The sequence below is a fragment of the Vibrio nomapromontoriensis genome (genome assembly GCF_050337205.1).
GTDB classification, from domain to species: domain Bacteria; phylum Pseudomonadota; class Gammaproteobacteria; order Enterobacterales; family Vibrionaceae; genus Vibrio; species Vibrio nomapromontoriensis.
Window position 1 is genome coordinate 861175 of record NZ_JAKJSS010000006.1, and the last position, 25688, is coordinate 886862.

Consider the following 25688-nt stretch of genomic DNA (forward strand, 5'->3'; position numbering starts at 1 on the left):
ACATTTGTTGATAAATGTCAAAAAAAGTTTAGAGCAAGAAGAAAACTTGCCCAGAAAAACCCGTTGTGTTGAAACATTAACCCAAAACGTGAAGTGAAACGGCTGTTGTACCGAATTAGGGTCGCTGAAGACCATGAGCAATTCGCTCATAATGAAAGAATTTTTAGTTGTTCGAGTGACTCGGGCGACTCACCCCATTTTTTCACTTTTTAGAGGATAGCCATTTTGACAAATATTGTTGTTGTAGGCGGAGGCGCAGGCGGATTAGAGCTTGCGACTAAATTAGGCCGCACACTAGGAAGAAAGAGACGAGCGAACATCACGTTAGTTGATCGTAAAGCCAGTCACTTATGGAAACCGCTTTTGCACGAAGTCGCAACGGGCTCTTTGGATGAAGGTGTTGATGCTCTTAGCTACCGTGCTCACGCAAAAAATCATCATTTCGACTTTCAAATGGGTAGCCTAAAAGCGATCGATCGTGGCCAAAAGCGCATTGAATTGGATGAGCTTAAAGATGAACACGGAGCGTTGCTTATGCCCGCTCGTGAGATTGACTATGACATTTTAGTGTTAGCAATCGGCTCTAAATCCAATGATTTCAATACTCCAGGTGTGCGTGACAACTGTATTTTCCTTGATAGTCCAGAGCAAGCTCATCGTTTCCGTACTGAAATGAATAATGAATTCTTGAAATTGCACGCCAAAAACGGTCGAGGTACGGTTGATATTGCGATTGTCGGCGCGGGTGCAACGGGTGTTGAACTATCAGCAGAGCTACATAATGCGGTGAAAGAGCTGCGTACGTACGGTTTTGGTGATTTAGATTCGAGCAAGCTCAATGTTAACCTTATTGAAGCGGGTGAACGTATTCTACCTGCTCTACCACCACGAATTTCATCGGCCGCACACTCGGAATTGACCAAGCTAGGCGTTACTGTTCGCACCACAACTATGGTGACACAGGCAGACGAAACGGGTCTGACAACAAAAGATGGCGAGCATATTCCTGCACAAATTATGGTTTGGGCTGCAGGCATCAAAGCGCCAGATTTCATGAAAGATATTGCCGGTCTTGAGACCAACCGAATTAACCAGCTTGTGGTAAAAGATACATTACAAACGACTCGCGACGATGACATCTTTGTGATCGGTGATTTGGCGCAGTGTACTCAGGCTGATGGTTCATTTGTGCCACCTCGAGCACAAGCAGCACATCAAATGGCCAGTCGTGCATTTGGTAACATTGTGGCGAAACTTTCTAATCGTGAACTAAAGGCTTATCAGTATAGTGATCATGGTTCGTTGGTTTCCCTAAGCCGCTTTTCAACGGTCGGCAGTTTGATGGGCAACCTAACGAAAGGCTCAATGATGGTTGAAGGTCGTATCGCTCGAGTGGTGTATATTTCTCTGTACCGAATGCATCAGGTGGCGTTACATGGTGTGATCAAGACTGGTTTGATGATGTTAGTAGGTCGAATTAACCGAGTACTTAGACCTAACCTTAAATTACACTAGGATATATCTGGTTATTTATTGGCTTTAGATGCGCATACATAATCAAGATGAATAAGGCACCCAATATTGGGTGCCTTATTTTTGGGGTGGAATAATGGAATACACCTGCCCCTGTTTTGGTCGACCATTAAATATAAATCGGTTCTCAGCAAGGCACTCATAGGTTGCGCCAACTCGCGTTGCTAACGCCTGGCTGGGTTCATTGTTAGGATCGCAGACAATCTCTAGTCGTGTCAGTAATAAGCTAGCAAAACTAAATTCAATTAACGCCTCAAGTCCTTCCTTCGCATACCCTTTAGCGTGCGAGGCATCCGCTAACCAGTAACCTAAGCTGCCCATATTGAAGGTATGGTAAAACTCGTTAAGTGCCACCATCCCTACAAATTTATCCGTTTCTCTTTCAAAGAGGCCAAAACCAAACGCGTTAGCTTTCACCCAATTGAGTCTTGTTGCGGAAATAAACTCGTGTGCTTCTGCATCACTAAACTCAGTGTGGCACCAGTCTATCCATTGGTGTAGAGAAGGAGAGTGACGAATGATGTGGGCAAACTCAGCAGCATCACTCAGTTTGAGCAACCGCATAGAGAGACGAGGGGTGTATATTGCGTAATTTGCATTCATAATCTGGCTGGGTCATGAAGAATAAAAGGCCCAATAATAGGGCCTTTTTTTAAAGTTAATTGGCGACTCTTCGTACTTGGATAATCATCCCCAATAATGGGTGGTCTAAGTAGTGAGTTTCGTTACTGCGCATACGTCTCTTTTGGTCGAGACGATAGTCTTTCAAAAAGGTTTGTATTTCTGTTTGTACGGCAACGTCCTGCAAGTTACCTGCAATGACATTGGCATCCTCGGTAATTGGTTCAGAAATAGGCGCTGCTACTTCTTCGCTACTTACTGCTGCAGAGGTGGTTAAAGGGTCAGAATCCGCAACTTGCGTCGGGCCTGCAATCACGACTTCTTTGCTACTTGGGGCTTTTAAGTCAAGTTGAGCTTCTGTATAGAGGTAGTGCTGAACATAAACCTGTAGCTTACCGTCAAGTTCATATAGTGGTTTATCGATCGCGACTTCTGTCACTCCGTCAACAGGTGAGGAATGATTATCGTCATTGCCTTTTTCTGAGCCATCTACATTAAAGGTTGAAGAATAGTCTTTACCTGCACGAATATGAAAGGTTGGCGCGTAGGCTTTACTTTGGTCGCCCTGTCGCCATGCTTTGTGAAACAGTACCGAGTAGCCTGCGTGTTTCTTAAGCTTTTCTACTTCGCCAGTTAGTTCGTAAGCAGAATATGGCAGCATTTTAACGCCTTTGGATGCGCGATAATTGGCATCGGTTATTGCACCACTGCGTTTAAAGTCGATTTGTGCAATATCATTAGGCCAGGATTCGTTTACTTTTTCAGGATTCACGGCGCGCTTAAAAATGATCACTTCAATATCAAATTGTCGCTGTGCCAAGCTCGGCATAGAGACTAATAGGAGCAGCAGTGGTATCAACTTTTTCATTCTTTCTCCATTGATTAACGCTATCATTGCGTTTAATCACATTATATCAACTAATGTAGGGTGTTGCCGAGACAATTCATGGCTCGTCTGCACACACCCATTAGGCTCTAGCTATCAACTTACGTATCAATCTAGTTGGCGCTTTAGTACTAGCGATGTGGGGCCCGATTTTTCTCAAACTCTTCCAGCATATTATTTAGGAAATTAAGTCGCTTACGGCGATCCGTCAAGCTTTCTATGAATTTGAACTTGGTTGGCCCTTCCATGGCAAACTTATTGGGCTGTGCTTGCAGCAGTTTAACTAAGAAGGTCGGATCTATGTCAGCATCAGGATAAAATTCAATGTATCCACCTTTATCGTGCGCTTCCAGTTTTCTGACTTTAAGGCCGGCGGCGCGTAATTTCATTGCTGAGATAGCCAGTAGATGTTTTGCAGCGTCCGGTAGTAAACCGAAACGATCGATCAGTTCGACTTTCAGTTCACTTAGTTCTTCATTATCAGAGACGCTAGCAATACGCTTATACATGGAAAGGCGCATGTTGACATCTGGAATGTAGTCATCAGGTAGTAAAGCTGGGATACGAATTTCGACTTCTGTCTGCTCACGGAGTAAGTCATCGAGTGAAGGCTCTTTGCCTTCTTTCAGCGCTTCTACTGCTTGTTCAAGCATCTCCATGTAAAGTGAGAAACCAACCGATTGAATTTGTCCGCTTTGTTCATCGCCAAGCAGTTCACCGGCACCGCGGATTTCTAAATCGTGGGTGGCAAGGGTAAAGCCAGCCCCCAAATCTTCTAGTGATGCAATGGCATCTAAGCGCTTAATTGCGTCTTTAGTGACAGCCTTTGGATGCGGGGTCAGCAAGTATGCGTAAGCTTGATGATGGGAGCGTCCAACACGGCCACGTAGTTGGTGTAATTGAGCGAGCCCTAGGTTGTCAGCCCTATCCATAATAATGGTGTTGGCGGTTGGAACATCAATACCCGTTTCAATGATCGTCGTACACACCAACAGGTTAAAGCGTTGGTGGTAAAAGTCGTTCATGATGCGCTCAAGTTCACGTTCGCGCATCTGACCGTGAGCGACGGTAATACGCGCTTCTGGGATCAGTTTTGCTAAATCTTCTGCGACCTTATCGATGGTTTCGACTTGGTTGTGAAGGAAATATACTTGCCCACCACGCATGATTTCACGCAAGGCAGCTTCGCGGACCGTGCTGTCGTCTTTTTCCCTGACAAACGTTTTGATGGCTAAGCGTCGTGCTGGTGGAGTAGCGATAATAGAAAGATCGCGCATGCCACTCATTGCCATATTGAGGGTTCGTGGAATCGGTGTCGCCGTTAAGGTCAGAATGTCGACATCGGCGCGCATCGCTTTGACTTTTTCTTTTTGGCGTACCCCAAAGCGGTGCTCTTCATCGACGACTAACAAGCCGAGATCATTAAACTTGATGTCATTAGACAGCAGTTTATGAGTACCGACTAGGATATCAATTTTGCCTTCTTTAACATCCTCGAGAATCACTTTTTGTTCTTTAGCCGTTTTAAATCGAGACAATACCTCAACACGAATTGGTTGGTTGGCAAATCGGTCGCGGAAGTTTTCAAAGTGCTGCTGAGCAAGCAATGTTGTAGGAACCAACACTGCGACTTGTTTATTGTTGTCGGTACAGACAAACGCGGCGCGCATCGCCACTTCCGTTTTGCCAAAGCCGACATCACCGCACACCAATCGATCCATTGCTTTGGGTTGGCACATATCAGACATCACAGCGTTAATAGCTTGTGCTTGGTCTTCGGTTTCCTCGAATGGGAAGCCTGCTTTAAATGTCGCGTATTGATCTCTATCTAAGCGGAATTTATAGCCAGGTTTAAGTTCGCGCTTGGCATAAACATCAAGCAATTCGGCGGCAACATCGCGAACTCGCTCTGCCGCTTTACGGCGCGCTTTTGTCCAAGCTTCGCCACCCAATTTGTGAAGAGGCGCACTTTCTTCTGCTCCACCTGAGTAGCGTCCAATTAGGTTTAGTGACGCGACTGGGACATAGAGTTTTGCTTCGTTTTGGTACTCTAAGGTCACGTATTCGGTTTTGATGCCACCAGCTTCAAGTGTTTGCAGTCCAAGGTAGCGGCCGATACCGTGATCAACGTGTACGACCGGCTGACCAGGTTTTAATTCGGCAAGGTTACGTATGATGGTATCGCTGTTGACCGAGCGTTTTTCTTTTTTACGACGCTGTACTACACGGTCACCCAGCATGTCGCTTTCGCAAACGAAAGCAAATCGCTGACCTTGCACAAAGCCGTATTCACAATGACCAATGACTAGGCTGAATTTATCATTGCTGGCCAATGCCGACTGGAGGCTATCGTGCTCTTGAGGGCGCAGTTTAATGCGATGCAATAATTCGTTAAGTGCTTCTCGGCGTCCCTCGGATTCCACAGAGAAAATCACTTTACCCGCGTATTGTTCAGTAAACTGACGCACTTGCGCCATGGGTTCTTTTAATTGGTGTTGAACGCTAATGTCTGGCAGCGGCGTAATGTCAGCATTTTGGCGTCCCGCTTTGGCACTGGTGGCGTCATTACAACAAATAAGTTGAGGGTGTTGCTTAAGGTGAGAATAGAACTCGTTCTTTTGTTGCCACAGTGCAATAGGTGGCAATAAAGGGCGTAATGGGTCGACTTTTCTCTGTTCATAGCGTTGTTCAACATCTAGAAGGAAGTGGTCGATGGAGGCATCGATCTCACCAACCATAATGAGTTGAGAGTCTTCATTGATGTAATCAAATAGGGTTTCAGTATGGTCAAAAAACAGTGGCTGCCAATACTCGATACCAGCAGGCCAAACACCTTTAGAGACCTGGCTATAGACGGATTCAGGCTCTCTTCTGGCCTCAAACTGTTGACGCCACCTAACTCTAAACGCTTCTATTGCTTCCTTTGTGCTAGGAAACTCATGAGCAGGCAATAGGCGGATTTCATCGATATCATCGATAGAGCGTTGATTTTCGGGATCAAACGTGCGGATCGTATCGATTTCATCATCGAAAAAATCTATTCGATATGGGGCTGAACTACCCATCGGGTAGAGGTCGAGGATGGATCCTCGGCTGGCGTACTCGCCGGGACCAAAGACTTGGTCAACTTGGCGGTAGCCTGAGCTTTCAAGTTGCAGGCGAAGCTTCTGTAAGGAGAATAAATCACCAACCTTGACCATCAGAGTGTACTGAAGTAGGAAGTCTCGTGGCGATTGTCGCTGTAACAATGTGCTTACAGGAACAATAGTGATGCCGGAACTTTGTTGCGGCAGCGTGTAAAGCTTGGCAATACGATCCGAAATAATATCCTGATGCGGAGAAAAGTTGTCGTAAGGCAAGGTTTCCCAGTCAGGAAATAATCCGACACTTCCCGAGTAAAATTGTTCGATTTCGCCTTGCAATTTAATCGCGAGCTGAGGGTCGGGGACCACCAGTAACGTATGGCTGCTATGCGCTTGCGCGTGTTCGCTGATGGCTAGAGCAAGGGATGCACCCCGAAGGTTACCGAGCGTTTTTTTGTCGCCAGCACCTGACGGCATATTTAAGGGAAGTATAGGAGTCTTGGTCATAGTGATTAGCTTTTGTCTCGATCAAGCGAGCGCTGTCTTAAGAGTTTTTGTTGATGGTACAAGGCGGCTTTAATGAGCATGTCTTGATGCTCCTCAAGAATGCGAACGAACGTCAGAGTGATGGTGTAATCTGAATCCGAATGTTCTGAGTCCGAAAGCTGTACGTCAGTGACTTCACCGTAGCAATAAATGCCTGCGGGTGGTGCATCTAGAAATAGTTTTATTACCGCTAGCTGCCCAATGCTGAGAGGGGTCTGACTGCGGTAGACGATCTCTCCTGCGCCAAATCGTGTTGTGACTTGACGGAAAGCGGGTTCATCTTGTTGAGCGATCATGTAATTGAGTAGCAGATTGAGCTTAGTATTTTGCTGGTCTATGAGCTCGGCAACCTGTTTAAGGTTTTGCTGTTGCAGCTCATGTTTTGCGGCTTCTCTTTGTTGATTGAGTTGGCTGAATTCACAAGAGGCCACAAATGGTGCAGGGATCTGTGCCAGATAACTGTCTAACTCAGGTAGTGTTGCGCCAATTTCCATCGGCTCAATGTTGGCTCGAATTGCGCCGTTTACGGTAAAGAAGTCATTCTGTGACATAGGTAATCCCTGATTAATAGCCTTAATTATCTCTGTGTATCACCGAGTTATCAAGAAATTGCCCTATCAAATCGTTAAAAGTCTGTCATTTAAAACGAAAATCACATTCAGGGCTACAACCTCAGCGCGTTTATCGTTACATTAGCCTTAGATTTCATTCTTTGGTTGTGTCTATGTTTCACCCATTACCCGTTTTTATCGGATTACGCTACTTACGAGGTCGGTCAGGCGATCGCTTTAGCCGCTTCGTGTCTTATATATCAACCGCCGGAATTACCATCGGGGTGCTGTCTTTGGTGACGGTGCTATCGGTGATGAATGGTTTTGAGGCGCAACTCAAGGGGCGTATCTTAGGCGTGCTCCCTCAGGCGGTTATCACCCATTCAAGTGGCACTATAGCGTCAGATCAGGTACCTCCAGCTTTTCTTAGTGACTACCCAACGAGTCAGCCTCCAGTTCCTATTGTACGAAGTGAAGCCGTGGTTCAAAGCCATCAAGGCTTAGCCGCGGTGATGATGTTGGGTATTGAACCGGAGAGTAATGATCCCATTCGCCATCGAATGGTGAGTGGCAGTGTTAATCAACTTGAAGCCGGAGACTATCGGGTGTTGCTTGGTCACACGTTGGCGCGAGAGCTCGATGTTCAGGTTGGCGACAAAATTAGATTAATGGTGACCAGTGCCAGTCAATACACACCATTGGGTCGAATTCCGAGTCAACGGATGTTTACCATCGCGGGCTTGTATAGCACAGGGTCAGATATTGATAGTTCACTGGTGATCACTCATATATCGGACGCGGCAAAACTCATGCGTTTTAAGCCGGGAGAAGCCAGTGGCTGGCGACTCTTTTTTCAAGATCCATTTGTTGTTTCGAATTTAAGTCAACACGAGCTTCCGGAATCATGGCATTGGAGCGATTGGCGTGAACAGCGCGGAGAGTTATTCCAAGCAGTCAAAATGGAAAAAAATATGATGGGATTGATGCTGGGGTTGATTATTGGTGTTGCCGCTTTCAATATTATTTCCGCTTTGATCATGGTTGTCATGGAGAAACAAGCAGAGGTTGCTATTCTCAAAACCCAAGGGATGTCAGATAGACAAGTGCTGACGATTTTTATGGTTCAAGGTGCGAGTAGCGGCGCTATCGGCGCGGTCGTAGGAGGCATCTTAGGCGTATTGATGGCTCAGAACCTAAACGCGTTATTAGATGCGATGGGCGTTGCTCTGTTTAGTTTTGGCGGTCAGTTGCCTATCATGATTAACCCGAACCAAATCGTTATTGTTGTTGTTGGCGCAGTGCTGCTGAGTCTGGTGGCGACTTTATTTCCCTCTTACCGTGCGTCGTCCGTAAAACCAGCTGAGGCTTTAAGATATGAGTAGTCCTTTAATCGCTTGCCAGAATATTCGCAAAACTTATCACGATGGCGCGGTGGATACCGAAGTCTTGAAAGGGGTCAGTTTTGAGATTGCTAAAGGGGAGCTTGTGTCCATTATTGGTTCATCGGGATCGGGTAAGTCAACCTTGTTACATGTGCTAGGGGCATTGGATGATGCTTCGCAGGGCGAGGTTGAATTCTTAGGTCAATCTTTGTTGACGCTTAGTAGCAATCAACAAGCGAAGATCCGCAATCAGCATTTGGGTTTCGTTTACCAGTTTCATCATCTATTGAGTGACTTTACTGCTCTAGAGAATGTGGCGATGCCATTGTTAATTGGTGGCATGAATGTGAAACAAGCAAAAGCTGAAGCTCATGACTTATTGGAGCGTGTTGGTTTAGGTCATCGTGTGACGCATCGCCCTTCGGAACTGTCTGGTGGTGAGCGACAACGTGTGGCAATTGCACGAGCATTGGTCAACAAACCTTCGCTGGTGCTCGCTGATGAACCTACGGGTAACTTAGATCATAAAACAGCGCTCGCTATTTATGATTTGATGCGTACTTTAAATAAGGAATACGGCACGGCCTTCTTAGTGGTCACCCATGATAACGAACTAGCGGAAAAAATGGATAAACAGCTTCACATGCAAGATGGTTTATTAATTGATATCGCGCAGAAGTAAGGAATAGACGTGTCATTATCCTTTTTTATTGGTAAACGTTTTAGCCAAGCCAAGCAGCGCAATAGAATGGTGTCTTTTATTTCGATATCGTCAATTGTTGGTATTGCTGTGGGTGTCGCGGTGATTATCGTCGGTTTGTCGGCGATGAATGGTTTTGAGCGAGAACTTAAAAATCGCGTACTGTCAGTCATTTCTCATGGTGAGTTTGAAGGGGTTAATCAACCGATTGACGATTGGCAAAAGATGGTCGCTGCTTCTACAAAGCACGAACATGTTGAAGCCGCAGCGCCCTATATTCGAGTGACGGCCTTAGTTGAGAAAGGCAGTCAATTAAAAGCGGTTGAAATTCGTGGGGTTGATCCTCAATTAGAGCAAACCGTGTCCTCGTTACCCAGCTTTGTTGACGACAAAAGTTGGCAGGCGTTTCGGGCTGGAGAGCAGCAAGCCATTTTGGGCAAAGGGGTGGCGGAGCAAGTTAACGCTAAGGTAGGGGATTTTGTTACGTTAATGATCCCCTCAACCAGTGATGCAACTAAAGTGCAGTCACCAAGGCGCGTGCGGGTAAAAGTGACAGGCTTACTTGAGCTCAACGGTCAAATTGATCACAGCTTGGTGATAGTGCCGTTGCAAGATGCCCAAAAGTACGTCCGAATGGGGGATAAAGTCAGTGGCGTATCGATCAAAGTCGATAATGTCTTTGATGCGCCACTAATTGTTAGACAAGTCGGAAACTCTTTGTCTGAATATGTGTATTTAAGAAGTTGGAAGCAAAAATACGGCTTTCTTTATCGTGACATCGAATTGGTCCGCACCATTATGTATTTAGTCATGGTGTTAGTCATCGGCGTTGCTTGTTTTAATATTGTCTCGACGTTGATGATGGCAGTAAAAGATCGCTCTGGAGAAATTGCGATTTTGCGAACAATGGGGGCGAGTGATGGTTTGATACGGCGGATCTTCATTTGGCAGGGCGTATTTTCTGGCGTGGTGGGAAGCATTGTCGGTGGAATCGCGGGCGCCTTGCTGGCATTAAATTTAACGCCAATCGTATCAGCCCTCGAGACACTCGTCGGGCATCAGTTTTTATCTGGTGATATCTATTTTGTCGACTTCTTACCATCGCAGTTAGTTTGGAGCGATGTAGCATTAGTATCCGGAACTGCGATAGCGTTGAGCCTAGTTGCGACCTGGTATCCGGCATCGAAAGCGAGCCAGTTGAACCCTGCGACGGTGCTAAGTGCCAAATAACGATGAATAACATAATGACTAATAAAAAAGGACCCTAGGGTCCTTTTTTGCTAACTGATGTACTTAACAGTTTCACGCTTTTGCTATTTACCTCATAGGTTGTCGCTACGATCTTGCGCCCTTATGAGTAACGCTTTAATTTAGCCAACACATGATGCAAACATCAATACGCTCAGAGACTAGCGTAGTGAGCGTTGTTGCCAACTTCTGACGACGGAATAGCGCCATAAACCACGGATACCGAAATACCCGGCAATTGACGCGAGTGCTGCACAAAGTAGGCACCCTAATAGAAATGGAGGCCCGATGGTCGACATTTGCTCAGAAAGGTATTGCCATGACAATTCAAAATGAAACGGCTGCGTGGGAGTGCTCAAGCAAAACGCACCGACTTTATACGCGAAATAAAACAGCACAGGCATAGTGACTGGGTTACTGATCCAAACCAGCGCAACCGATAAAGGCAGGTTTACACCGAAGAGAATTGCGAGACCCGCAGCCATAATCATTTGGCTTGGCAGTGGAACGAAAGCCATAAACAAACCAACGGCAAACGCACCCGCTGCAGAGCGGCGGTTTAAACACCATAGGTTGGGGTTATAGAGGACATTGCCGAATATTTTCAAAGCCTTTTGTCGCTTGATCACTTCGTGATTTGGCATGAAACGTTTGATGAACTTTCTTGGCATAGGGAAACATGACTCTCTTTACAAGCATCACTGTACCTTTGGTTTACACCCTAACTTTAATAAGTGCAACCTTTTGGCCTGTGATGCCAACTATCTATTGGTTGATTCCTATATCCCTAATCAGTTTCGCCTTGCTGATAAAGCGTCGATTTATATTGTTGACGGGATTCATCGCACTATCCGTGGCATTAATTCAAGGGAATCTTCTTAAGAGCCAAACAGAGGCGCTTTTTCGATTCGGCACAGATATTACCATAAAAGCGCGAGTTGACAGCTATTTTAAACAAATAAGTCAAGGTTATGAGGCGGACGTGACGGTTTTTAGCGTCAACGGTGAGTCGATTAACTTAGTTTATCGACCGAAAATAAAACTTAAGTTATCTATGCCAGTAGACGTCGGCGCTTGGGTGGTGGCGCCAGTGAGGTTAAAGCGTATTGTTGGTGTTAAGAACAGGGTGGGGTTTGACAAAGAAAAGTACTATTTTGCTCATGGCTTGCTTGCCCAAGCGAGGGTTGATGATTCGGCTCATAGTATGGTGTCGAGTAAGAGTCAGTGGAAGTCGATCATCTACAACCATATATACCGCGCAACATCGACTAGTCGTTATCAGGGTTATTACTTAGCGTTGATATTTGGCGACCGTTCTAAATTAACCGCCGATGATTGGGCCAGTTTACGCGAAAGTGGTTTGTCGCACTTAATGGCGATATCGGGGCTTCATATCGCGATTATTTTTTCCATTGGTGTCTTCGTTGGCCGGGCCGTTGTGCTGTTGTGTGGTGTGCTATCACGCCAAAGCCAAAGCCAAAGTCAGCGTCGAAGTGGCAAGAAGCGATGGTTTACCCAAATAGCGTTATTCATTGCTGCACAACCTTGGCTAGCAGTTGCCTGTGGGTTTATTTTCGCAGGTTTCTATGGTGCGTTAGCGCATTTCCCCATTCCAACGGTCAGAGCACTGCTGATGCTTTTGACCCTCTATGTTATTTACTCTCGAAGTATTAAAGCCGATGCTGTCGCCATGTTACTTTTTAGCGCGGGTTTAGTCCTGACAGTGTTGCCATTTTCATCTGCAAGCATGAGCTTTTGGTTGTCGTATTATGCGGTGAGTGCGTTAGTGGTGTTAGCGGCTTACTTAAGACAACCTCAGTATATTGAAGCAGGGAAAATACGCAGTGGTTTGTTATTCCATATTGGACTGGCGGTGTTGTTTTTGCCATTGCTGATTATTGTGTTTAATGGCGCCTCACTGGGGAGTGCGTTATACAACCTCATTTTTGTGCCCTGGTTCAGCTTTATTGTTATGCCTGCATTATTGCTGATGACAGTATTTACCTTAGTAGCATCAATGATGGGAATCGACGATATTGGTCTCTATGACTTGGTGATGGACCCATTATTATCCGTGGTAATTAAGGCGATGTCTTATTCCATCTGGTTCTGGGTAGAGTTGGAACCTCATTATGTACTGCCTATTCTATTCGTCATTGCAGCGGGTTTATGTTGGCAATGGATAACGGTGCGTTGGGTATCCATCATTGCAGTGGTTGCTCTCTTTTTATGGATAGAGGCAGAGAAAAAGCATCATTTTCGAGTGGTTGTGTTGGATGTCGGTCATGGTCTAGCCGTCATTGTTCAGCAAGGCAATGAAGCGGTGATCTATGATACTGGTATGGAAATGGCGGGATTTAGTATTGCTCAGCGTCTAATTACCCCCACACTTGCTCAGTTAGGGGTGAACGTACTAGAAGGCATTATCTTGAGTCATGCCGATAACGATCATGCTGGTGGCACCGTGTACTTACAACGGCAATGGCAACCCAAGTGGGTTCGAAAATCTGATGCCGATGCGACTGAGCTGCCGTGTATCGCAGGTGAGAAGTGGCAATGGGGCGAGGTAACGTTTGAGGCGCTGTGGCCGCCTAAGCTGGTAGCACGTGCCTATAATCCACACTCTTGTGTTGTTCTCATGACTTATTCTCCAAAAGAGCAGTCTCATGACTATCAAGTGTTATTTACGGGTGACATTGACCAGATTAGTGAAATCTTGCTCGCACGTAATCTGCCTTTGTTGGATGTAGATGCGATATTGGTTCCGCATCATGGTAGTAAAACATCATCTTCGGAGTGGCTGCTTAATCGTATTCGTACGCAGCATGCTATTGCGTCGACGCGTTTTGCAGGGCGATGGAATCTACCCAATCCGGATGTGAAGGCTCGTTATTTACAAAATGGGGCCAAATGGTACGACACGGGCTCAGTAGGACAGGTGAATTTGTCATTTAGTGCACAAGAAGTGAGCGCTTTCACTCTCAGAGGCGATAAGCTCGCCCCTTGGTATAGGCAGATGTTAAGAAGCGGAGTAGAATAAAAGAAAATTAAGATGAAAATGATTGAAGAATTATGTCACTAAATCAAGATGAAACCACACTGCAGACCTTTAAGCGCTTGTGGCTGTATATCCGTGAATATAAAACTGGATTGACGGTTGCCGTTATTGCGCTGGTGATCAATGCCGCAGCAGATACTTACATGCTTTCTTTGCTTAAACCGCTTTTAGATGAAGGGTTTGGTGATGTTGAATCTAATTTTCTTAAAGTCTTGCCACTGATTATTATTGGTATGATGCTTATACGGGGCTTGAGCGGTTTTGTATCGACGTACTGTTTAAGCTGGGTATCAGGCAATGTTGTGATGCAGCTACGTAGAAAGATATTCAGTCATTTCATGCACATGCCGGTTTCCTTTTTTGATAAGGAATCAACGGGTGGGTTACTTTCACGCATTACTTATGACTCCGAACAGGTCGCAGGTGCCACGAGCCGCTCTTTGGTGAGTATTGTGCGAGAGGGCGCCAGCATTATTGGGTTGTTGTTCCTGATGTTTTGGAGTAGCTGGCAGTTGTCCTTAGTGTTGATTGTCGTTGCCCCTGTTGTGGCTTGGGCGATTGGATTTGTATCGAAACGCTTTAGAAAAATCTCCCGTAACATGCAAACCTCTATGGGGGAGATGACCACATCAGCAGAGCAAATGCTAAAAGGTCACAAAGTTGTTTTGACCTATGGTGGACAAGAGGTTGAAGGCGAGCGCTTTGACAGTATGAGCAACCAAATGCGTCAGCAGACCATGAAAATGGTGGCAGCGTCAGCGATTGCTAACCCTGTGATTCAAATGATTGCATCGTTGGCTTTAGTGTCAGTGTTGTATTTAGCAAGCTTTGATTCGGTACGCAGTGAGCTAACGCCGGGTACGTTTACGGTTATCTTTTCCGCGATGTTCTCTTTAATGCGTCCACTTAAAGCGTTAACGGGTGTGACTGCTGAGTTCCAACGAGGCATGGCCGCGAGCCAAACGTTATTTGCGTTAATCGATCTCGATACTGAGAAAGACAATGGCACGACAGAGTTGAAGTCCGTTAAAGGTGACATTAGCGTAAATGATATTACCTTTACCTATCAAGGTACGGAGAAGCCAGCGCTGCGTAATGTCAGCTTTGATTTACCGGCAGGTAAAACTATCGCATTAGTGGGGCGTTCAGGATCAGGCAAAAGTACCATTGCCAATCTGTTCACTCGTTTCTACGATGTTGATAGCGGACATATTGCGCTCGATGGTCACAAAATCGATGACATTAAGCTCACTAATTTGCGTCAACACTTTGCGCTTGTCTCGCAGAACGTACACTTATTTAACGACACGATTGCTAACAATATCGCTTATGCGGCGCAAGGGAAATATAGCCGTGAAGAAATTGAGCACGCCGCAAAACAAGCTCATGCCATGGAATTTATCGATGGCTTAGAGCATGGTTTGGATACAGTGATTGGTGAAAATGGTGCTAGCCTTTCTGGAGGTCAGCGTCAGCGAATCGCGATTGCAAGAGCGTTGTTACGTGATGCGCCAGTTCTGATTCTAGATGAGGCTACATCTGCACTTGATACCGAATCTGAACGTGCGATTCAATCGGCGCTCGATGAATTGCAAAAGGATAAAACGGTCTTGGTAATTGCTCACCGCCTTTCAACTATTGAAGAAGCGGATGAGATTTTGGTTGTTGACGAAGGCGAAATCATAGAGCGCGGCAATCACGCGACATTGATCGCTCATCAAGGCGCTTATGCTCAGCTACACCGTATTCAGTTTGGTGATCATTCGTGATTGAAAAGCTTTGGTTCGAACAGCACCCACTGCGTTTTGTTTTGTGGGTGGTGCTATGGCCATTGAGCCAACTTTATGGCGTGATTACGGCGAGACGCAGACGGGCTTATCGCCAAGGTAAAAAAACGGTTTACCGTTCAACATTACCCGTTATTGTGGTGGGCAATATTACCGCGGGTGGGAATGGCAAAACACCGATGGTGATCTGGCTGGTAGAGCAGCTCGCCAATCTTGGTTTTAAACCGGGCGTCGTGTCGCGTGGCTACGGTGCCAAGTCTCCACAATATCCTCTACGCGTTGATCAACAGACGTCGACACAGCATTGTGGTGACGAACCAAAGTTGATTTTTGAGCGTACCGGCGTGCCAGTTGTCGTTGATCCTGTTCGCTCACATGCCGTGCAAGAATTGGAAACACTGGGTGTGGATGTGGTGATTACCGATGATGGTTTACAACATTACGCACTAGACAGAGCATTTGAAATTGTTGTCGTTGATGGACAGCGTCGCTTTGGGAACGAAGCGCTATTGCCCTTGGGACCTTTGCGAGAACCGCTTTCTCGACTGCAAGACGTTGATTTGATCGTGACCAATGGTAGTGGCTCACAACAGACGAGTGAGAAAGTATTTACCTTAGAGCCAACGTTGGCGGTGAATCTACTATCTGGAAAGAAAGTGGCCGTGAATGAATTGGGTACTCTGGCGGCATTCGCTGGTATTGGACATCCACCAAGGTTCTTTGCTACGTTAAATCAACTGGGAGCAAACTTAGTGCGAGAGCAGGGTTTTGCAGACCATAAAGATTTTGATAAACAACAGCTTGTCGCACTTGAGCAAGGTGTTGATAATGTCATTATGACTGAAAAAGACGCGGTAAAATGCCGACACTTTGCTCATGAAAATTGGTGGTACTTACCAGTATCTGCAAATTTTACAGACCAAGACAGCGAAGAAATACTGATAAAAATTAGAAAGGTTATAGAGAGTTATGGATCATAGACTTCTGGAAATTGTAGCGTGCCCTATTTGTAAAGGTAAGCTGACGTTCGATAAAGATAAACAAGAGCTGGTTTGTAAGCTAGATCGATTGGCATACCCGATTAAGGAAGGTATCCCAGTGTTGTTAGAGCCAGAAGCAAGAACGATGGCGATGGAAGAGGGGCGATAATGTCATTTACAGTCATTATTCCAGCGCGTTACGAGTCGTCGCGATTACCGGGCAAGCCACTGGCGGATATTGCGGGTAAGCCGATGATTCAGCATGTTTACGAAAAAGCGATGTTGTCGGGCGCCAAGCGAGTCATTATTGCCACCGATGACCAGCGTGTTGAGCAAGCTGCAAAAAGCTTTGGCGCAGAAGTGTGTATGACCTCTCCAACCCATGAGTCAGGGACAGAGCGTTTGGCTGAAGTGGTTGAATTAATGGCAATAGAACCGGAGCATATTGTTGTTAATGTGCAAGGGGATGAACCTTTAATACCCGCAGAAATTATTGCGCAAGTTGCGAATAATTTGCAGCAAAGCACGGCACCAATGGCGACGTTAGGTGTTCGTATTGAGACCGAGCAAGAAGCGTTCAACCCTAATGCCGTCAAGGTTGTCACGGATGAACAAGGCTATGCGCTGTATTTTAGTCGCGCCACTATTCCGTGGGATCGCGACGCTTATAGCCAAGATCCTAAACAATCGCCAGCTCACCCTCTACTTAGACATATTGGTATTTATGCCTATCGTGCAGGGTTCATTAACACTTATGTGTCTTGGGCACCAAGTGTATTAGAAAAAGTGGAATGTTTAGAGCAGTTGAGAGTACTTTGGTACGGTGAAAAAATCCATGTTGATGTGGCGTTACAAGCGCCTCCGGCAGGGGTGGACACTCCGGAGGATCTTGAGCATGTTCGTCAGTTAGTGGCTTCGTTAACGACGGGCGATTCAAACTAAACGTTTACACCGCTATGAAGTCGTGCCGTTTTCTACGACGCAGTTAACGACTCAGCGCTGGGTGATCGGCAGGAAGTAATTCCCATTCACCCGGTTGCAAATTACTTAGCGTAAACTGCCCCATAGAAGCGCGAATTAGGCGAAGCGTTGGAAAACCAATATTAGCCGTCATTCGGCGAACTTGGCGGTTTCGCCCTTCAATTAAGGTAATCGAAAGCCATGTTGTTGGGATATTCGCTCTAAATCTTACCGGCGGATTTCGTTCCCAGACATCGGGTGCATCCATACGAGTCACTTTAGCGGGTAGTGTTGGTCCATCTTTAAGTGTCACGCCATCTCTTAGTTTTTGAATATCATCTTCTGACGGATCCCCGTCAACCTGAACCCAATAAGTTTTTTCCGATTTCGAATTCGGTTGAGTCAAGCGAGCCTGCAAGATGCCGTCGTTAGTTAAAATGAGCAGTCCTTCACTGTCTCGGTCCAGCCTTCCTGCAGCATAAACATCTTTAATAGGGATAAAGTCGGCCAGTGTTTTCCGTCCATCACCATCGGTGAACTGGCTGAGCGTATCAAAAGGCTTGTTAAAAATGATGACCTTTCGATCAGCAATAGACACTTTTGGTTTCACGTCTTCCGTTTTTCGGCGACGCGATGGTCGACGATGAGAAGATGTCGATTGCCCAGTTGATTGTTTGAAACGTGTTGATTTCGTCGCGGCACGTGACTTAGATGGTTCACGTGTTGTTTTAAATGTCATGTTAACTACCCTGCAAAAATGTAAACAAACTGTGTGCTTTAGTTTTGTCTACCGCTGTTTTGAGCTATCATGAGCGCGCTCAAAAACAGGATTAATGCACAAGATAATAGACTAATTGCTCATTTTTGTTTAATTATAGTTGCTTAGGATTTCGTTTAACTGAACTAAAAGCCTCTGATTGCTTATTTATGCACCACATTGGGTGCAGTATGAAGCTTGTTGGTACAGTTACAACGTTTACGCTGCCTTTTTCGGTATGCGTTAATTGATAAGGGTAACCTTGCCCAATTAGAACGATAGGGAAATTTCATGCCTACAGAAAAGCCGACCATTATTTACACGATTACTGATGAAGCGCCAGCGCTTGCGACGTACTCACTACTACCGATTATTCAGTCATTCACTGCGTCTTCTGGGATTGACGTTGAAACGAGAGATATCTCATTAGCAGGGCGCATTATTGCAAACTTCCCTGACTATTTGAAAGAAGAGCAGAGAATTGGTGATGCGCTTAGTGAGTTAGGTGAATTGGCGACGACGCCAGAAGCAAACATTATCAAACTGCCTAATATCTCAGCTTCTATTCCGCAATTAAAAGCAGCCATTCAAGAGCTACAAGCCAATGGTTATGCGCTACCAAATTATCCGGAAGAGCCAAACTCTGCCGAGCAAGAAGCGGTTAAAGCAACCTACGATAAGATTAAAGGTAGTGCGGTAAACCCAGTACTCCGAGAGGGTAACTCAGACCGTCGCGCACCATTATCAGTAAAGAACTACGCCAAGAAAAACCCGCATTCAATGGGGGCGTGGTCAAAAGATTCAAAATCCCATGTTGCTAGCATGGCAGATAAAGATTTCTTCGGTAGCGAAAAATCGGTCACGATTGATCAAGCAACGGATGTCAAAATCCAGTTCACCTCTGCTAACGGTGAAGTGTCGATTTTAAAAGAGAAAGTATCATTACTTTCTGGTGAAATTATTGATGCGTCAGTGTTAAATAAGAAAGCACTGGTCGCGTTCTTTGAAGCGCAAATAGCAGAAGCAAAACAGCAAGGTGTTTTACTTTCTCTACACTTGAAAGCGACAATGATGAAGGTGTCAGACCCTGTCATTTTCGGTCATGCAGTTGAAGTGTATTACAAAGAAGTATTTGCAAAGCACGGTGCTCTGTTCAATGAGTTAGGTGTGGATGTTCGAAATGGTATTGGTGATGTGTATGCTAAGATTGCCTCACTACCAGCGGCGCAAAAAGCAGAAATTGAAGCGGATTTAGCCGCTGTCTACGAGACACAACCACCATTAGCGATGGTAGATTCCGACCGTGGTATCACGAACCTCCATGTGCCAAGTGACATCATCGTTGATGCTTCTATGCCAGCAATGCTTCGCTCTTCTGGTCAAATGTGGGGACCTGATGGTAAGCAGCAAGATACCAAGGCGCTTATTCCAGATCGTAGCTATGCAAGTATTTATCAAGCCGTAATTGATTTCTGTAAAGAGCATGGCGCGTTTGATCCTACCACTATGGGTAGTGTGCCAAACGTTGGTTTGATGGCGCAAAAGGCAGAAGAGTACGGCTCACACGACAAGACATTCATTCTTGACGATGCCGGTACGGTGTCTGTTGTTGACGCACAAGGTCAAGTATTGATTGAGCAAGCGGTGGAAGCGGGTGATATCTTCCGCATGTGTCAGGTGAAAGATGCTCCGATTCAAGATTGGGTTAAACTTGCCGTGACACGTGCTCGTGCGACTGGTGTGCCAGCGGTATTTTGGTTAGATGAAGCGCGTGCTCACGATGCTGAGTTGATTAAAAAGGTAAACCAATATTTACCTGACTACGATACGAATGGTTTGGATATTCGCATTCTTGCACCTCTTGAAGCGACCATTTTCTCTCTTGACCGAATTAAACTAGGACAAGATACCATTTCAGTGACAGGTAACGTGTTACGAGATTACCTAACGGATTTATTCCCAATTTTAGAATTAGGCACGTCTGCGAAGATGCTGTCGATTGTTCCATTAATGAATGGCGGTGGCTTATTTGAAACCGGTGCTGGCGGTTCCGCGCCTAAGCACGTACAGCAGGTTCAAAAAGAAAACCACCTACGTTGGGACTCTCTAGGTGAATTCCTCGCGCTAGCAGCGTCTCTAGAGCACTTGAGTACAGTCAGTGGCAACGAACGTGCGAACGTACTTGCTAAAGCGTTGGATCAAGCGACAGGGCAGTTCTTAGACATGAACAAGTCACCGTCACGTAAGGTGGGTGAGTTGGACAACCGTGGTTCACATTACTACTTGGCTCTTTACTGGGCTCAAGCACTGGCGCTACAAACTGAAGATGCAGCACTGGCGAGCGAATTTGCTCCAATTGCAGAGCAATTGGCTTCTAACGAGAGTGTGATTGTTTCTGAACTGAATGCTGCGCAAGGCGTTGTTGGCGATTTAGGTGGGTATTACTTACTTAATGATGCATTGGTGGCACCATTGATGCGACCAAGCGCAACGTTGAATGCTATCGTTTCGTAACGATTTAGGTTCATTAACGATTTAGACAGTTAACGTTCTGCAGTAAAAGCGGCTCCTTATAGGAGCCGCTTTTTTTATTTTGCTGTAATTAATGGCGGTCAAATACTCGAATTGTAAGCCTCGCGTTTTGGACAAGTCGCCAGGATCTCTCGTCGTCCAGACTCTTTTACTTCCTCTAAAATGACATCAAAGCCCCAAAGTCGATAGAGGTGCTTAAGCACTTCGTCATAGCCTTTGTCTAATGGAATTCGATTATGGGGGACATGCTGTAGAGTCAGTGAGCGATCACCACGGACGTCGACATTATAGACTTGAATATTGGGTTCCAAGTTACTCAGGTTGTATTGCGCCGCCAATTTTTCCCGAATTTTTCGGTAACCTGATTCGTCGTGTATGGCCGAAATTTCAATATAATTCTTTCGGTCATCGTCCAAAATGGAGAACAGTTTAAACTCTCGCATTAACTTTGGTGACAGATACTGACTAATGAAACTTTCATCTTTAAAGTTGTGCATGGCGAAGTGTAAAGACTCAAGCCAGTCACTGCCTGCCAAGTCTGGGAACCATTCCTTGTCTTCATCCGTTGGCTCTTCACAGATACGTTTTATGTCTCTAAACATGGCAAACCCAAGGGCGTATGGATTGATGCCGCTAAAGTAAGGGCTGTTATAGGCAGGTTGTGCGACTACACTCGTGTGGCTATGCAGAAACTCTAAAATGAATTTGTCGCTGACCAAGCCTTCATCATATAGGTGATTAAGAATGGTATAGTGCCAGAACGTTGCCCAGCCTTCATTCATGACTTGTGTTTGTTTTTGTGGGTAGAAGTATTGGCTTACTTTCCTGACGATGCGAACAATTTCACGTTGCCATGGCTCCAGCAATGGTGCATTTTTTTCAATGAAATAGAGGAGATTTTCTTGAGGTTCACTAGGGAAGAGTACTTTTTGCTCGGATTCCTTTTCGCGATTTTTAGGCACAGTTCGCCACAGTTCGTTCACTTGAGACTGTAAGTATGCTTCACGTTGCTGCTGGCGAATGGTTTCTTCTGCCATCGAGATCTTTTCAGGTCGCTTATAGCGATCAACACCATAGTTCATTAAGGCATGACAAGAATCGAGCGTTCTTTCTACATCTTCAACCCCATACTTTTGTTCGCATTCAGAGATGTAGTTCTTAGCAAATAGTAGATAATCTATGATGGAACTGGCATCCGTCCAAGTCTGAAATAGATAATTACCTTTGAAAAACGAGTTATGACCGTAACAAGCATGCGCCATCACTAAGGCTTGCATGGTCACTGAGTTCTCTTCCATCAAATAGGCAATACAAGGGTCAGAGTTGATGACTATTTCATACGCTAAGCCCATTTGGCCATGTTTATAACCCTGCTCGGTTTGTATGAACTTTTTGCCGAATGACCAGTGATTATAGTTAATCGGCATACCAATACTTGAGTAGGCATCCATCATTTGCTCAGACGTGATGACTTCTATTTGATTAGGGTAGGTATCAAGTTTATACAAGGCGGCGACGCGCTTGATCTCAGTATGATAGCGTTCGAGCATATCAAACGTCCAATCTGGGCCGTCAGGCAACACTTTTGATGATGTTTTAGCTTTAGTTGTCATAGACACATCTCCCTATGTTGTCTCTTTTTGAAACAATTCCCTAAACACTGGGAAGATATCTTCAACAGAGCGAATATTCTTCATTGCGAAGTTGTCGAAGTCATTTTCGAGTTTTTCGTATTCATGCCACAAGGTTTGATGCGTACGGCGAGTGATCTCGATATAAGAGTAATACTGACATGCGGGTAGTAAACTATTGACCAGCAGCTCTTTACAACGCGGTGAGTCATCAGCCCAATTATCCCCATCAGAGGCTTGAGCCGCATAGATATTCCATTGTTCGGTAGGAAAACGTTCTTGGACGATTTGTTGCATTAATTTGAGTGCACTTGATACGATCGTGCCACCAGTCTCTTGAGAATAGAAAAACTCATGCTCGTCGACTTCCTTGGCTTGCGTATGGTGGCGGATGAACACGACCTCCACATTTTCATAAGTGCGGGTCAGGAATAAATAGAGCAGCACATAGAAGCGCTTAGCAATGTCCTTTGTGGCTTGATCCATTGAACCTGAGACATCCATCAAACAGAACATGACGGCTTGGCTAGAGGGCACAGGGCGTTTCTCGTAGTTTTTAAAGCGCAAGTCGAAGGTATCAATAAAGGGAACACTTTCAATTTTCTTGCGAAGCTGAGCGATCTCTTCTTTGATACGACGTTCTTCGATGGGCTGAGCGGGTTCGCTCATTTGAATGCTATCTAGCTGCTCGTTTAATTCTTCGATTAAGCGACGTTTACCCGCCGTCATTGCAGTGCGTCTTGCGAGTGATTGCTGTAATGACCGCACGATGGCAATATTAGAAGGCATCCCGGCAGTTTGATAGCCCGAGCGGTGTGTTTTCCACTCTTTGATTTTGTTAATTTGGTTCTTTTTAAGATTTGGAAGCGCTAAGTCCTCGAAGAGAATGTCGAGATATTCATCTTTGGATATTTGGAAGATAAACTCATCTTGACCCTCACCATCTTGGCTTGCATCGCCTTGACCTGCACCACCTCCTTGTCCGCCTTGCGGTGGGCGTTCTATTTTGTCTCCGGTAATAAATTGGTCGTTACCAGGGTGGACCCGCTCCTTTAAACCGCCTTGACCTTGATGAAAAATAGGCTCATTGATATCAGTATTAGGGATCGAGACATCTTCACCTGTTTCAGTGTTAGTGATAGAACGGCGGTTGACCGCGTCTGTGACGGACTCTTTGATTTTTTGTTTATGTCTGCGTAGGAATCGTTGTCGATTCACCGCGCTTTTATTTTTACCATTTAGGCGTCTATCGATAAATTGCGACATGAGCTGTTACTCCCTGTATTCCTCTCACCAGGCAGAACCCGAGCTATAGCTCGGGGCTGCGTCATAAAGCTCGGTGTATTTAAGAGGACTTACGAACGCGCAAGTACCACTCAGATAGTAACCTTACTTGTTTCTCGGTGTAGCCTTTTTCCATCATACGATTAACGAAGTCATCGTGTTTTCGTTGGTCATCTGATGAGGTTTTGGCGTTGAAAGAGATGACGGGAAGGAGTTCTTCAGTATTGGAGAACATTTTCTTCTCGATCACAGTGCGTAATTTTTCGTAACTCGTCCATACCGGATTCGAGCCATTGTTATTTGCTCTTGCACGTAGTACAAAATTAACGATTTCGTTTCGGAAGTCTTTAGGGTTACTGATCCCTGCAGTTTTCTCAATTTTTTCCAGCTCTTCATTGAGAGAAGAGCGGTCAAATAGCTGGCCAGTTTCTGGATCGCGATATTCTTGATCTTGAATCCAGAAGTCAGCATACGTCACATAGCGGTCGAAGATATTTTGACCATATTCAGAGTAGGACTCTAAGTAGGCGGTTTGAATTTCTTTGCCGATAAACTCTACGTAACGAGGTACTAAGTAACCTTTCAAGAACTCGAGATATTTTTCTCCCACTTCTTGCGGGAACTGCTCTCGTTCAATTTGCTGTTCAATCACGTAGAACAGATGAACGGGGTTTGCTGCGACTTCAGTCTGGTCGAAGTTAAATACTCGCGACAGTATCTTAAACGCAAATCGCGTCGACAGTCCGGACATACCTTCATCTACACCCGCATAGTCACGATATTCTTGGTAGCTTTTGGCTTTTGGGTCGGTGTCTTTTAATGTTTCGCCATCATACACGCGCATTTTAGAGAATAGTGAAGAGTTCTCAGGATCCTTTAGTCGCGAGAGCACGCTGAATTGACCCAGCAATTCGAGTGTACTTGGTGAGCATGGTGCTTTAGTTAACTCACTGTGTTCCAAAAGTTTTTGATAGATTTTAACTTCTTCTGAAACCCTTAAGCAGTACGGAACCTTAACGATATAAACCCTATCTAAAAAGGCTTCGTTATTTTTATTATTTCTAAAGGTTTGCCACTCTGATTCGTTTGAGTGGGCGAGAATCATGCCATCGAAAGGCAATGCTGATAGCCCCTCCGTACCATTATAGTTGCCTTCTTGAGTAGCAGTTAGCAAGGGGTGAAGCACCTTGATTGGTGCTTTGAACATCTCTACGAATTCCATCAGACCTTGGTTTGCTCGACACAAAGCGCCTGAATAACTGTAGGCATCGGGATCATCTTGTGAAAAGTGTTCAAGTTGTCGAATATCAACCTTACCAACAAGTGATGAAATATCCTGGTTATTCTCGTCACCGGGTTCGGTTTTAGCGATAGCGACTTGATCGAGAATTGAAGGGCGGACTTTGACGACTTTGAATTTGGTAATATCGCCACCGAAGTCGTGCAGTCGCTTAGCGGCCCACGGGGACATGATCGAGCGGACATAGCGCTTTTCAATGCCGTATTCGCTCTTGAGTAAGTCACCGTCTTCATTGACATCAAACAGGCAGAATGGATGATCATTGACGGGGCTGCGTTCACCATTTGCAGACAAAACATAAATAGGCATTTTTTGCATTAATGCTTTGAGTTTTTCTGCTAGTGAAGACTTACCACCACCCACGGGACCAAGAAGATATAGGATTTGTTTTCGTTCTTCTAAGCCTTGAGCAGCATGTTTTAGGTAAGACACGATTTGCTCTATGGCATCTTCCATACCATAGAAGTCTTCGAAAGTTTTGTACCTCGATATGATCCTATTTGAGAATAGGCGACTTAAATGTGGGTCTTGAGCAGTATCGATGATTTCAGGCTCTCCAATAGCAAGCAATAGACGTTCAGCTGCGTTGGCATAAGCACTTTTGTCGTCTTTACATAGACCTAAGAATTCCTGAATTGATAGCTCTTCATCTTTGGCGGCTTCGTACCGCGATTGATAATGGTCGAAAATACTCATAGCTGATTCCCCTTAAACCTGCAAAACTGACCGTTAACACATAATTAATGCGACTCCATGTCAATTTAAAGATTAGTAGGGTTTTCAGATTTTTGCTTTGCAATTATGTGTTTATTTGTAAATTGGCAAAGACAATAGAGAAAGAATGGTTAT

General features: G+C 45.3%; 19 protein-coding genes. 10 read left to right on the forward strand and 9 right to left on the reverse strand.

The genetic code is table 11. The annotated features are described in order from the left end of the window. Nucleotides 1-225 precede the first annotated feature (225 nt). Nucleotides 226-1515, forward strand: a complete 1290-nt coding sequence (locus tag L4D05_RS04000; protein ID WP_428793099.1) for an NAD(P)/FAD-dependent oxidoreductase — start codon at nucleotides 226-228, stop codon at nucleotides 1513-1515. Nucleotides 1516-1590: 75 nt separating this feature from the next. Here the strand turns inward: L4D05_RS04000 and L4D05_RS04005 are convergent, their stop codons facing one another. The 4 genes from L4D05_RS04005 to L4D05_RS04020 form a co-directional block, all read right to left on the reverse strand. Then, on the reverse strand, nucleotides 1591-2136 hold the full coding sequence (locus tag L4D05_RS04005; RefSeq protein WP_428793100.1) for a GNAT family N-acetyltransferase: 546 nt from the start codon (nucleotides 2134-2136) through the stop codon (nucleotides 1591-1593). Nucleotides 2137-2191: 55 nt separating this feature from the next. Beyond that, entirely contained in the window at nucleotides 2192-3022 is an 831-nt protein-coding gene (locus L4D05_RS04010; protein WP_428793101.1) for a peptidoglycan binding protein CsiV, read from the reverse strand. A 149-nt stretch (nucleotides 3023-3171) separates the two neighbouring features. Beyond that, entirely contained in the window at nucleotides 3172-6630 is a 3459-nt protein-coding gene (gene mfd, locus L4D05_RS04015; protein WP_428793102.1) for a transcription-repair coupling factor, read from the reverse strand. Between the two features lie 5 nt (nucleotides 6631-6635). After that, complete coding sequence (locus L4D05_RS04020; protein ID WP_428753631.1) at nucleotides 6636-7220, reverse strand: PilZ domain-containing protein; 585 nt, start codon at nucleotides 7218-7220, stop codon at nucleotides 6636-6638. A 173-nt stretch (nucleotides 7221-7393) separates the two neighbouring features. Here L4D05_RS04020 and lolC point away from each other — a divergent pair, with 173 nt between their 5' ends. The 3 genes from lolC to lolE are packed head-to-tail and all read left to right on the forward strand — an operon-like array spanning nucleotide 7394 to nucleotide 10532. Beyond that, entirely contained in the window at nucleotides 7394-8602 is a 1209-nt protein-coding gene (lolC, locus tag L4D05_RS04025; RefSeq protein WP_428793103.1) for a lipoprotein-releasing ABC transporter permease subunit LolC, read from the forward strand. Next, entirely contained in the window at nucleotides 8595-9284 is a 690-nt protein-coding gene (lolD, locus tag L4D05_RS04030) for a lipoprotein-releasing ABC transporter ATP-binding protein LolD (protein ID WP_428753635.1), read from the forward strand. The genes lolC and lolD overlap by 8 nt, the downstream gene beginning before the upstream one ends. Nucleotides 9285-9287: 3 nt before the next feature. Further along, nucleotides 9288-10532 carry a lipoprotein-releasing ABC transporter permease subunit LolE gene (gene lolE, locus L4D05_RS04035; RefSeq protein WP_428793126.1) on the forward strand — a complete coding sequence of 415 codons (1245 nt, stop codon included), beginning with the start codon at nucleotides 9288-9290 and terminating at the stop codon, nucleotides 10530-10532. Between the two features lie 179 nt (nucleotides 10533-10711). Here lolE and L4D05_RS04040 read toward each other — a convergent pair whose 3' ends face one another. Further along, nucleotides 10712-11221: a DUF2062 domain-containing protein gene (locus L4D05_RS04040; RefSeq protein ID WP_428753637.1), complete on the reverse strand. Its 510-nt coding sequence runs from the start codon at nucleotides 11219-11221 to the stop codon at nucleotides 10712-10714. Nucleotides 11222-11229: 8 nt separating this feature from the next. Between L4D05_RS04040 and L4D05_RS04045 the strand changes: the two genes are divergently transcribed. The 5 genes from L4D05_RS04045 to kdsB are packed head-to-tail and all read left to right on the forward strand — an operon-like array spanning nucleotide 11230 to nucleotide 17317. Further along, nucleotides 11230-13590 (forward strand): DNA internalization-related competence protein ComEC/Rec2, encoded by a 2361-nt coding sequence (locus L4D05_RS04045; RefSeq protein ID WP_428793104.1) that lies wholly within the window; start codon nucleotides 11230-11232, stop codon nucleotides 13588-13590. 32 nt (nucleotides 13591-13622) lie between these two features. Continuing rightward, nucleotides 13623-15377 carry a lipid A ABC transporter ATP-binding protein/permease MsbA gene (gene msbA, locus L4D05_RS04050; protein WP_428753639.1) on the forward strand — a complete coding sequence of 585 codons (1755 nt, stop codon included), beginning with the start codon at nucleotides 13623-13625 and terminating at the stop codon, nucleotides 15375-15377. Further along, on the forward strand, nucleotides 15374-16375 hold the full coding sequence (lpxK, locus tag L4D05_RS04055; RefSeq protein ID WP_428753641.1) for a tetraacyldisaccharide 4'-kinase: 1002 nt from the start codon (nucleotides 15374-15376) through the stop codon (nucleotides 16373-16375). The genes msbA and lpxK overlap by 4 nt, the downstream gene beginning before the upstream one ends. Continuing rightward, the gene (locus tag L4D05_RS04060) at nucleotides 16365-16544 is read left to right on the forward strand and encodes a Trm112 family protein (protein WP_250617016.1); all 180 of its coding nucleotides are present in this window, start codon (nucleotides 16365-16367) and stop codon (nucleotides 16542-16544) included. Before lpxK ends, L4D05_RS04060 begins: the two co-directional genes overlap by 11 nt. After that, the gene (kdsB, locus tag L4D05_RS04065) at nucleotides 16544-17317 is read left to right on the forward strand and encodes a 3-deoxy-manno-octulosonate cytidylyltransferase (protein WP_428753643.1); all 774 of its coding nucleotides are present in this window, start codon (nucleotides 16544-16546) and stop codon (nucleotides 17315-17317) included. The genes L4D05_RS04060 and kdsB overlap by 1 nt, the downstream gene beginning before the upstream one ends. 43 nt (nucleotides 17318-17360) lie before the next feature. Here the strand turns inward: kdsB and L4D05_RS04070 are convergent, their stop codons facing one another. Next, nucleotides 17361-18074: a pseudouridine synthase gene (locus tag L4D05_RS04070; RefSeq protein ID WP_428793105.1), complete on the reverse strand. Its 714-nt coding sequence runs from the start codon at nucleotides 18072-18074 to the stop codon at nucleotides 17361-17363. Nucleotides 18075-18383: 309 nt separating this feature from the next. Between L4D05_RS04070 and L4D05_RS04075 the strand changes: the two genes are divergently transcribed. Next, nucleotides 18384-20606, forward strand: coding sequence for an NADP-dependent isocitrate dehydrogenase (locus L4D05_RS04075; protein ID WP_428793106.1), 2223 nt, complete (start codon nucleotides 18384-18386; stop codon nucleotides 20604-20606). A gap of 98 nt (nucleotides 20607-20704) precedes the next feature. Here L4D05_RS04075 and L4D05_RS04080 read toward each other — a convergent pair whose 3' ends face one another. From L4D05_RS04080 to L4D05_RS04090, 3 genes are all read right to left on the reverse strand, one after another. After that, complete coding sequence (locus tag L4D05_RS04080; RefSeq protein ID WP_428793107.1) at nucleotides 20705-22237, reverse strand: SpoVR family protein; 1533 nt, start codon at nucleotides 22235-22237, stop codon at nucleotides 20705-20707. 12 nt (nucleotides 22238-22249) lie between these two features. After that, on the reverse strand, nucleotides 22250-23521 hold the full coding sequence (locus L4D05_RS04085; RefSeq protein ID WP_428753651.1) for a YeaH/YhbH family protein: 1272 nt from the start codon (nucleotides 23519-23521) through the stop codon (nucleotides 22250-22252). A 79-nt stretch (nucleotides 23522-23600) separates the two neighbouring features. Further along, nucleotides 23601-25535 carry a PrkA family serine protein kinase gene (locus L4D05_RS04090; RefSeq protein WP_265675044.1) on the reverse strand — a complete coding sequence of 645 codons (1935 nt, stop codon included), beginning with the start codon at nucleotides 25533-25535 and terminating at the stop codon, nucleotides 23601-23603. Nucleotides 25536-25688: the final 153 nt, after the last annotated feature.